Origin of the sequence: Candidatus Effluviviaceae Genus V sp., assembly GCA_014728125.1 — a bacterium.
Taxonomy (GTDB): Bacteria; Joyebacterota; Joyebacteria; order Joyebacterales; family Joyebacteraceae; genus WJMD01.
This window is the reverse complement of the sequence record WJMD01000174.1, coordinates 1-9,582: the sequence shown is the minus strand read 5'-3', so window position 1 is coordinate 9,582 and position 9,582 is coordinate 1. Positions and strand designations below refer to the sequence as shown.

General features: G+C 67.0%; 12 protein-coding genes. 2 read left to right on the top strand and 10 right to left on the bottom strand.

Annotated elements, in window-relative coordinates; genetic code table 11:
- From GF405_10445 to GF405_10405, 9 genes are all read right to left on the bottom strand, one after another.
- The coding region (locus GF405_10445) for a DUF89 family protein (protein ID MBD3368569.1) at positions 1 to 809 on the bottom strand (809 nt) is incomplete at its 3' end.
- 170 nt (positions 810 to 979) lie between these two features.
- A complete protein-coding gene (locus GF405_10440) occupies positions 980 to 1,261 on the bottom strand; it encodes a hypothetical protein (GenBank protein ID MBD3368568.1) in 282 nt (93 codons plus the stop codon).
- A gap of 373 nt (positions 1,262 to 1,634) precedes the next feature.
- Positions 1,635 to 2,528, bottom strand: a complete 894-nt coding sequence (locus tag GF405_10435; GenBank protein ID MBD3368567.1) for a P-loop NTPase — start codon at positions 2,526 to 2,528, stop codon at positions 1,635 to 1,637.
- On the bottom strand, positions 2,528 to 3,415 hold the full coding sequence (locus tag GF405_10430; GenBank protein MBD3368566.1) for a (4Fe-4S)-binding protein: 888 nt from the start codon (positions 3,413 to 3,415) through the stop codon (positions 2,528 to 2,530). Before GF405_10430 ends, GF405_10435 begins: the two co-directional genes overlap by 1 nt.
- Entirely contained in the window at positions 3,415 to 4,269 is an 855-nt protein-coding gene (locus tag GF405_10425) for a P-loop NTPase (GenBank protein MBD3368565.1), read from the bottom strand. The genes GF405_10430 and GF405_10425 overlap by 1 nt, the downstream gene beginning before the upstream one ends.
- Positions 4,270 to 4,330: 61 nt before the next feature.
- Entirely contained in the window at positions 4,331 to 4,693 is a 363-nt protein-coding gene (locus tag GF405_10420; protein MBD3368564.1) for a hypothetical protein, read from the bottom strand.
- A gap of 25 nt (positions 4,694 to 4,718) precedes the next feature.
- Positions 4,719 to 5,039, bottom strand: a complete 321-nt coding sequence (locus GF405_10415) for a dinitrogenase iron-molybdenum cofactor biosynthesis protein (GenBank protein ID MBD3368563.1) — start codon at positions 5,037 to 5,039, stop codon at positions 4,719 to 4,721.
- Positions 5,036 to 5,437 (bottom strand): dinitrogenase iron-molybdenum cofactor biosynthesis protein, encoded by a 402-nt coding sequence (locus GF405_10410; protein MBD3368562.1) that lies wholly within the window; start codon positions 5,435 to 5,437, stop codon positions 5,036 to 5,038. The genes GF405_10415 and GF405_10410 overlap by 4 nt, the downstream gene beginning before the upstream one ends.
- 253 nt (positions 5,438 to 5,690) lie before the next feature.
- The gene (locus GF405_10405) at positions 5,691 to 7,046 is read right to left on the bottom strand and encodes a PAS domain-containing protein (GenBank protein MBD3368561.1); all 1,356 of its coding nucleotides are present in this window, start codon (positions 7,044 to 7,046) and stop codon (positions 5,691 to 5,693) included.
- A 312-nt stretch (positions 7,047 to 7,358) separates the two neighbouring features.
- On the opposite strand from GF405_10405, the gene GF405_10400 reads away from it, so the two are divergent.
- Entirely contained in the window at positions 7,359 to 7,925 is a 567-nt protein-coding gene (locus GF405_10400) for a hypothetical protein (protein ID MBD3368560.1), read from the top strand.
- Between the two features lie 260 nt (positions 7,926 to 8,185).
- On the top strand, positions 8,186 to 8,746 hold the full coding sequence (locus GF405_10395; GenBank protein ID MBD3368559.1) for a hypothetical protein: 561 nt from the start codon (positions 8,186 to 8,188) through the stop codon (positions 8,744 to 8,746).
- A gap of 88 nt (positions 8,747 to 8,834) precedes the next feature.
- Here GF405_10395 and GF405_10390 read toward each other — a convergent pair.
- Positions 8,835 to 9,582, bottom strand: a 748-nt coding sequence (locus GF405_10390) for a hypothetical protein (GenBank protein MBD3368558.1), incomplete at its 5' end; no start/stop codon positions are given.

Sequence of the window (9,582 nt, the reverse complement as noted above, 5' to 3'; positions counted from 1 at the left end):
TCCCGAGCGATGACCGGGCACTTGACCCGCAGCAGGAAGACGACCTCGCGCGACACGCCGCTCAGCGTCTCGTAGTTCCCCTGCCCCTTCGCGATCACCAGATCGGCCCTGTCGAAGAGGTCCCTGAACGCGTCCCCGGCCTGGCTCAGGATGGTCCCGGGGACATCCCAGCCGTTGTCGATGATCCTCACGAGTTCACCCAGCCCCGCGGCCTCGGCGTCGTCTCTCGTCGCGTCGTTTATGACAGGCCGGCCGCGCACGGCGTAGGTCACCCTCTCCGCCGCCAGCTCACGGAGCAGAACCCTGTCGAAGACCGTCTCCCCCGCATTGTCTCCGATGTAGAGGATGTCCTCTGCGGACCCGGCCAGCTCTCTCAGTCTCTCCAGCCCCGCAGCGTCCAGGGGCGCATCGAGTGCACTCTCGAGCGAGCGTCTCAACGAGTCCGGCCGGAGGTCCGGATTGGAGCCGAGATCGATGATGTTCCCGGCGATGGCGATGCGGACGGCCGTCTCGAGCCGGTCGTCGCTCGCCTCGGAGAGCTGCTCGAGCTCGGGAAGGAGCTCGAGTGCGGCCTGGGTGTACGCCCTCTTGACGCCGGCGTATGGATCGGTGTCGCCGGTCGTCCTGCGGACGATGTCGTGGATGACCCGCCCCATCTCAGGCGGCGACTTCGAGAGGTCGAAGTCGGCCACGCGGGCGGAGACAGCGCGAACGACCTCCTCGTGCACCGACGGGTCGTCGGACGCCATGCGCGCGGCTCTGAGGGCCTGGTCCATGAAGCACGGAACGCAGTCGACCGAGGTTCGCATGAGGCCTCCTGTCTGTGGATGAGGGTTGGGTCAGTATACCACAGGAGGCTTCGAACCCCTCTCAGAACACGATCGACCCCCCGGAGCCGAGGGGTCGATCTACGCGCGATCGCGCGCGTAAGCCGGGCAAGCCCGGCTGCGGGGTCTCTCTACCCGCGCTGAGTGGACACCTAGGCAACCATGCCCAGGACCGTTCTCCTGGACGGCGCCGATTCGCTTCGTTTCGGCGGCGCGTCCGGGTCGGACCCGTCCAGACACCAGTCGCAGTAGTCGTAGCCCTCGTCGAAGGCCTGTGCGAGCGTGTCCGGCCGGAAACCGACCGCAGCTCCACGCTGGACAAGGTTCTCAACCAGGCAGTCCTCGCACTCCTCGTGGTGCCTGTCGTGAACGATGCCCCGCTGCGCGTCGCCCACGTAGCGAACTCCGTCGATGTCCTTGAGACGATGCGCCACTACTGATCCCCTTTCCTGACTGAAACAAGAACCTGCGGTGCGTCAGCCGCAGCCGCCTCCGGTCACCGGGCGGTACCCGGCGGTCCGGGTCGGCAGCTGCTCATACACGCAAGGTCCGTGCCGCTTGCTTCCGGCGCGGAGGTCACTGTGTAACAGCTTTCAGTGCCTTGACTTACAGGGGTCAGTATACGCGAGCGCACAGGTGAGAGGCTGTTGTTGAAGGCCCGCGCCGTCGGGTGCACCCGACGCTCCGGAGGGGTGTTTCGCGCACGCGGCTGTGGTACGGGGCTGAATCAACCGTCGGGGCAGCCCGACGGAGGGTGGGCAGACCCGACAGTCTCAAGCACCTTTGCAGTGCGTGCTCTCGAGACGGTCACTTCTCCCCGACTTCGACGAGCTCCACCAGACGGTCGACGAGCGCGGCGAACGACGCTGCTCCCGCCGTCTCGCCGGTGAGGTACGACTCCAGCCCGCCGTCATCGCCCGCGGACACCATCGCCGGGTCGATCGGGACCGATCCCAGAAACGGCGCCCCGACATCCTCGGCCATCGTCCTGCCGCCGCCGGATCCGAAGATGTCGCTCTCCTTGCCGCAGTGCGGACAGGCGAACCCGCTCATGTTCTCAACGACCCCGAGAACAGGCAGCTTGACCTTCCGCGAGAAGGCGATCGAACGGCGGACATCGCTGACCGACAACATCTGCGGCGTTGTGACGATGACGGACCCATCCGCGTCATCCACAAGCTGTGCGACGGCGAGCGGCTCGTCGCCCGTTCCGGGCGGAGAGTCGACGATCAGGTAGTCGAGACGTCCCCACTCGACGTCCTTGAGGAACTGCTTGATCAAACTGTACTTCAGGGGGCCCCGCCAGATGACCGCGTCGTCCGGCCCCGTGAGCAGGAATCCGACCGACATGACGCGGACCCCGGAGCCGGTCACGGCCGGGTTGATCGAATCCTGTGATCCCGTCACCTGAGTATCGTTGAGTCCCAGGAGCCGGGGCACGCTCGGACCGTGGATGTCGACGTCCAGGAGGCCGACGCGCCGCCCCCGCTCCCCGAGCGCGACGGCGAGTCCGGAGGCCACCGTGCTCTTTCCGACGCCGCCCTTCCCGGACAGCACGAGGATCTTGTGGTCGATCATGCAGAGCCGTCTTGCGAGCGCCTGACGGTCCTTGAAGTCCTGTTCACTCTCGCCGTCGTTTCGCGTCTTCGCTCCGCAGGACTCCGCCGAGCAATCCTCGCACGAGTTTCTCTCTTCGACCATCAGTCCTCCCCGGACGTCCCCGTCAGAATCCCCTCGACGCGCCGCCAGAGAGCATCGAGGGATGCGGCAGCGGCGCCGTCGGATGTCTCGACCACGCTCCGCCCCTCGATCTGGGCGCGTGTCACAGCAGTATCGTACGGTATGAGGCCGACGACCGGAAGCTCTTCCTTGTGACACCACTCCTCTATCGCATTCGTGACATCGAGGTTGATGTCCCATCTGTTGATCGCGACGACGACCGGCGTCCTGAGGATCCGCGACACCTCGACGACGCGCTCAAGATCGTGCTGCGCTGAGAGCGTGGGTTCAGTCACGGCCAGTGCGAGGTCGGCACCCGTGAGCGATGCGATGACCGGACACCCGATGCCCGGTGAACCGTCTATCAGAATGAGACCGGCCCCGCACCGGGCCGCCTCCGCCCGCGCTTCGCGGCGCACAACGGTCACGAGCTTGCCGGAGTTCTCCGCTCCAGGTCGCAGTCGCGCGTGGACCATCGGGCCGGCGGGCGTGTCCGAGACGAACCACTCTCCCACATCCGTCTCCTCGAACCGTACGGCGCCGGCGGGACAGACAAGCTCACCCACGCCACACCCTTCGCACGCGTACGCGTTCACGGAGGCCTGGCCGTCCTCGAGCGTGATCGCGCCGAAACGGCACGCCTCGACACAGCGGCCGCACCCGGCACAGGCCGAGGCGTCGACGACGGCGAGGAACCCGGCCGAGAAGACCTCGCGCCGCCGCCTCTCGGGCGACAGCACGAGATGAAGATCGGCCGCGTCGACGTCACAGTCGGCCAGTACGATGTCGTCCGCGAGCGCGGCGAGCGAGGCGACGACGCTCGTCTTGCCGGTTCCGCCCTTGCCGCTGGTCACGACGAGCTGCTTCATCACCTGCCCCCGATCACCCGTGCTTCGTCCAGAGCACGCTGCACCCTGTTCATCTCTGCAGCGTACTCCCGGTCGGACCGCACCGGATGCTCACCCCTCGAGCACATCTCCGCGATGATCCTCTCTTCCAGGAAGCTCCCGACCACCTCCAGCCCGTGTTCTTCCGCCGCCGCCTCGCCCCGACCAGAGCCGTCGTCCTTGTTGATGACAACGCGGGCGGGACGCCCCAGATCGGCGACGAGCTCAGCCGCCAGCGAGAGGTCGTGAAGCCCGAAGGGGGTCGGCTCGACGACCAGGAGCACCCGGTCGACGGCGGAGAGGGTCTCGACGACGGTGCACGACGTGCCGGGCGGCGCATCGAAGACGGTCAACGAGGTGTCGGGTGCTCGCGCGATGACGTCCCGCAGAAGCGGCACGGGCATTGCCTCGCCGACGGTCAGCCGGCCGTCCACGAATCTCACTGAATCCGACGCGCCCATACGAACCAGGCCCGTCTCGCGCGGCTCCTCGCTGATCGCTCCGGCGGCACAGACCAGCGAGCACGCCCCGCACGCGTGACAGAGCTCGGGGAACGTCATCACCCTCCGTCCCGCGACCGCCAGCGCGTTGAACCGGCATGTCTCGGCACACGCTCTGCAGAGCGTGCACGAGTTCTCGTCGATCACTGGAACGGTGGTCGTCGACGGTGTCACGGCCTCGATCTCGGGCCGAAGGTAGATGTGCCCGTTGGGTTCCTCGACGTCGCAGTCGACGTATGCCGTGGAGCGTCCCGCCGCGCGTGCCGACAGAACCAGCCCCGTCGCGATCGTCGTCTTGCCCGTCCCGCCTTTTCCGCTCGCCACTGCGACGCGCACGCTCTCCTCCGGTCAAACGTGGGGCGCGGCCGGCCGCGTTGGACCGCCCGCGCCCTCGCCGTCATTCGTTGGACTCCGATTCCTCGAGCTCGGAGAGCCGCGAGTGAATGTCCCTGAGCGCATCCTCGAGACGCCCGGCCTCGGCCCTGAGCGCCTCCGTCTCCTGCTCCGGGGTCGGCGCCTGCGGCCCGGCATAGGCCGGTCCGTAGGCCGGCGCCCCGTAGCGCGCCCATCCGGGCAGGCCGGTCGCGTAGTACATGTGACGATAGCCGCGGCCGCCTCTGCCGCCCCGACCCCGACCGTACCAACCGCCGCCGGGCGCCGCGTTCATGTATCCCGGGACACCGTAGCCGGCACAGTAGCCCGCTCGGCGACCCGTCATCGGTCCCTGTCCCATCGGTCCAGTTCCGTCTCCGCGTGGCATTCCACTACCTCCCTTGCTGTGTCGTTCACCTTCCGTCCGTGTAGGAATCGACCGCGGCCCGCACTGTGCCGTCGACCCCGAGAACGACCTTGATCCCGGAGCCCTCGAGCACGCGCTGGGCGTTCGGTCCGAGCCGTCCCGTCAGGACGACGTCGGCGCCCGCGTCCGCGACGCGCTGCGCCGTGGTCACACCCACACCCGAGCGACCCTGTGCGTTCGCCGTGTTGTCGATCGCCGTGTGCTCTCCCGAATCCGTGTCGAAAACATGGAGCCATGGTGCGCGCCCGAACCGCGCGTCGACCGCGCTCGACTGATCGGCACCCGTCGAAGTCACTGCTATCTTCATCGTCTCCTGCCTCCTCCCCCGACGCCGCCGCCGCGACGTCTTCGTCTCTTGCCGCCGAAGCCGCGGCGGCAGCCGGGCAGCGAGAAGCGCGGGTCTCCGAGCGTGCCCTCGATGAAGGCCCGCGCCACCTCGTCGGCTGTGCCGGTCACCCAGGGAACGACCCGCGTCTCGCTCCCGGCCAGGATGCGGGCGAGCTCGGCAGACAACGCTCCGCAGATGAGCACGTCGACGCGGGCGCCTCTTACGGACGCGCCCACCTCGGCAGCGCTCGCCCGCGCCAATCGTCTCGTCTCGGTCCTGTCCGGCTTTCCGTCCTCGAACTCGATGACGAGCAGGCGCTCCGCCGCATCGAGGACAGGTGACACATGCTCGTTCCAGATCGGGATGCCGACACGCAAATCATGAACCTCCGGTCATACAATACAGCAGAGACCGTGCCGAATCAGCGGAGCGGCGCTCGCGACGCACGCAAATGACTAACTTATAAGGCTTTACCGAGCATCAGACGGAGGGGGTGCTGCCGGTGAAGAGCGGAGGCATGATGCACTAGTGCAACCCACAACAGGGCATATATTGCAGGCACGCAACCCAGCGGGTTCACACGCAGCGGCGGTCCGGCGCGACTCGCAGGCACGGGGCTCGGACCGGACATCACGCGGGCGGCTCGATATCCAGCTTCTTCATCTTGCGCCAGAGCGTCGTCTTGTGGATCCCGAGCTCCCGCGCGGCGGCCGTCCGGTTCCATCCCGTCTTCGCCAGTGTGCGGACGATGAGATCGCGCTCCGCGTCGTCGAACGATGCCGGTTCGGGCCGTCCGCTCCGTCCGCGGACCGACTCCGGCAGATGGCGCGCGCGGACCGTACTGCCCCGGGCCATGATGAAGGCATGTTCGATGACGTTCTCGAGCTCGCGCACATTGCCGGGGAGCTCGGCCCGCATCAGGAGCGAAAGGGCCCCGGGCTCGATGCCGGTGATTTCCTTGCCCTTCAGGCGCCGGAACCGCTCGATGAAGTGGTCGACGAGATACGGGATGTCCTCGCGGCGCTCCCGGAGCGGCGGGAGTGTCATCGGGAAGACATTAATGCGGTAGTAGAGGTCCTGCCTGAACTCGCCGCTCTCGACCATGCCGGCGAGGTCGCGGTTGGTGGCGGCGATGACGCGCGCGTCAGACGACTCGGGCCGGGAGGCCCCGACCGGATCGAAGCTCCCGTCCTGAAGTACGCGGAGCAGTCGTGACTGGAGGTTCGGCGAGACGTCACCGATCTCGTCCAGGAAGATCGTCCCCCCTCGGGCGCGCGCGAAACGGCCCTCACGGTCGCCTCTCGCGCCGGTGAACGCTCCGGCCTTGTGCCCGAAGAGCTCTGACTCGAGGAGATTGTCGGGCAGGGCGCCGCAGTTCACGACGACGAACGGCCCATCGCTTCTCGGACTGAGATCGTGGATGGCCCGGGCCAGCAGCTCCTTGCCGGTGCCGCTCTCACCGAGGATAAGCACGGTGCTCATGCTCTCGGCGACGTCCGGGAGCAGCTCGAAGATCTCCCGCATCGGCCGGCTCCCGCCGACCATGTCGCCGAGCCCTCTTCTTCCGCGAAGTTCCTTCCGAAGGGTCTCCTCGACCGACAGGTCCCGGAACGTCTCGACTCCCCCGACCACCTCGCCGTCCGCGTCCCGGAGCAGCGCGGTCGAGACCGCGATCGGCTTTCGCTCACCCTCGGATGTCACGATGAAGACCCTGCGGTTGAGCATCCTCTCCCCCGTCCGCATCGTCTCCTTGAGGGCGCAGGCCGACTCGCAGATGCTTGTCCGGAAGACCTCCCAGCACGGACGGCCGATCGCCTCGTCACGCGGCGTGCCGGTGATCTCCTCGGCGGCGCGGTTGAACGAGGTGATGCACCACTCGCCGTCCACCGTGAAGACACCCTCGGCGATGCTGTCGAGGATCACGCCGGCCGCGTCGACTGGCGGCTGCACCTCCCGTTCGCGATGGCCGCCCTGCACCGGCGACATGCCGCGCTCCGGTCTGTCTCGTTCGTTGTCTGCCATCGGCACTCCTGCGCAGAGGGTCAGTGGCCTCGACGGGACCGTTGCACCCATGCAACCTCCATCTTAGGAGCGCGGCAGTCCCTGTCAAGGAACTTGGGCGCACGACGTGAAGCAGGGACATCACGTTATCGAGCGACACTCGGGAAACGCTCATTGACTCAAGTGAAAGCCTGTGGTACCCTGAGGTGCCCTCAGGGCGGGCGGCGTATCGTTCGCCGGGGCGACCGCGCGAGTGCGCGGCCCACAAGCGGCCTTGAGCCCATCAGGGAGGTAGCCATGCGTTGTTGTGTCGTTCTTACGCTCATCGCGCTCGTCTCGCTCGCGGCCCCGGTCAGTGCTCAGATGTACCTTGAGCTCGGCGTGGCCCCCATCCGCTTCGACATTCCGGCGGACGGCTCTGAGTGGCACGAGCTCCACCCGAACTTCTGCGTCGTTCACACACAGGAGAGCTACGACGACAACGGCGACGGTGTCGTCAGCGTCTGCGACAACATTGTGATCGGAGGCGTCACGTACCACGTCGACTGGGCCGGACCAACCTACTACATGGTCGATCTGGGTACCGGCGAGCCGTGGTTCGTCGAGCCGGAAGACCCGCAGGCCTCCGGCGATCCGACGGGCCAGATGTGGCACGTCGTCGCGGGTCCCGAGTTCTGCATGTACTACCCGGTCGAAGGCTGGGAGGACAACGGCGACGGTGAAGTGACCGCATGCGACAACGTTCTCGTCGGCGGTCGCTGGTGGCACATCGAGGAGGTCCGACTGGACATCACCGTCACAGAGGCCGGCAGTCCCGTCGAGCAGAGCACCTGGTCGAGGCTGAAGTCTTTCTTCGGTTTCTAGACCAGCCCTGGATCCTGTGAGTCCACCGAGCGCCCGGTCATTCGGCCGGGCGCTCGGTCTGTTCTCCTCCCTCCATCAGACAGCCCCAGCCCTTCGTTGTCCGACAGTGAACCATCGTTCGGCTCTGCACGACGAACGCCGGAAGGGCACGCAAACTGCACCTTGCGCTCCCGGAGGCACTTCTGTACGTTGACCGGTGGTCGGTCGGCGGGTCGACGACGGACCGAGGGCGCGCAACTGGCGCGCGGGAGGAGGGAGACATGATGCGAGTGATGATCGTCTGCGGAGCTGCTCTTCTGGTGCTGGCCGCGGGGGCGGCCGCCCAGGAACCGATGGTGCTCGAGTATCAGGGCATCCGGGCGGACAACTCGTGGCCCGATGACGGCTCATTCTGGCACACACTGCATCCGGCCTCGAACTTCTGTGAGGACGTCGAGCAGACCGGGCACGACGACGGCAATGGCGACGGATCCATCGATGTGTGCGAGAGCATCCAGTTCGGCGGTGAATGGCACCACATCGACTGGGTCGGGCCGACCTACCTGCTGCGCTCGATGGAGGGACGCGTCGACATCTACCTCGAGCCGTTCTCCGGGCGCCAGCACACATACCACGAGGTCTACCCGAACTACTGCACAGAGGTCGTGACGACCGAGCCGATCGAGTTCGTCTGCCAGGAGGTGTTCATCGAGGCTCCCCCGGAGCACGCCGGCTGGTGGCACGTCGAGGACATCAAGCTCAACATTCGGACGACACCCGAGTCGCCGGTCGAGGACGGTACCTGGACGAAGATCAAGAGGTTCTTCCGCGACATCTTCTAGCAGAGCACAACCAGCCCGAACATGAAGAGACCGCCCGGCACGCTGTGCCGGGCGGTCCCTGTATCTGTATGCGGCCGACTCGGATCCGTCACTCTCCGTCGTCGTTCTTCACCATGGGCCCTCCGATACTGCGCCACCCCTCGAGTCCCTCGTAGAACCGCTCGACGAAGAGGAAGCCCTTTCTCGCTGCAATCGTCGACGTGCGCCGGCTCCTGATGCAGTCGGGACCGTAGCAGTAGGTCACGATCGGGTCGGTCGTTCGATCGAGTTCGGGCCAGTGCTCCGCGATGTAGATATCGAGCGAGTCGTCGAAGAGCCGCGAGGTCAGGTTGACCGAACCGGGAATGTGTCCTCTGCGGTGGTCGCTCCAGTGTCTGACATCGAAGAACGCGAAGCCGGGCGGCGGCGTGTCCGGCGCGAACCAGCGACGTTCCCGCGCCAGTCGTTCGCGGAGTTCCGTCGCGCCGATGGTCCTGACGACCGGCAGTCCGTCGTCGGCGACCCAGGCGTTCCATCCGTCATCGTACAGGCGGACGCGCTCCACGCCCGCGCGTCTGAGGAGATAGTACATGAGGGCGCCGTCCGCGAGGCCGTCCCCGTGGACGATGAACTCCCACGAGAGGTCCACCGGGCTCGAGGGTCGGGGACCGAAGCGGGACAGCATCCGGCGCGACGCCTCCGGGCTCATCAGGACGGCGTCCTCGATGAAAGCGGCCGGATCGAGCGGGAGGCTGTGCGGAATGTGCCCGGAGCGGGGAGCGGCGGCGCTGCCCTCCCACGCCTCGCGGCCGCGGGCGTCGATGATCTCGCGCCCCGCAACGCCGCACGAGACGGCG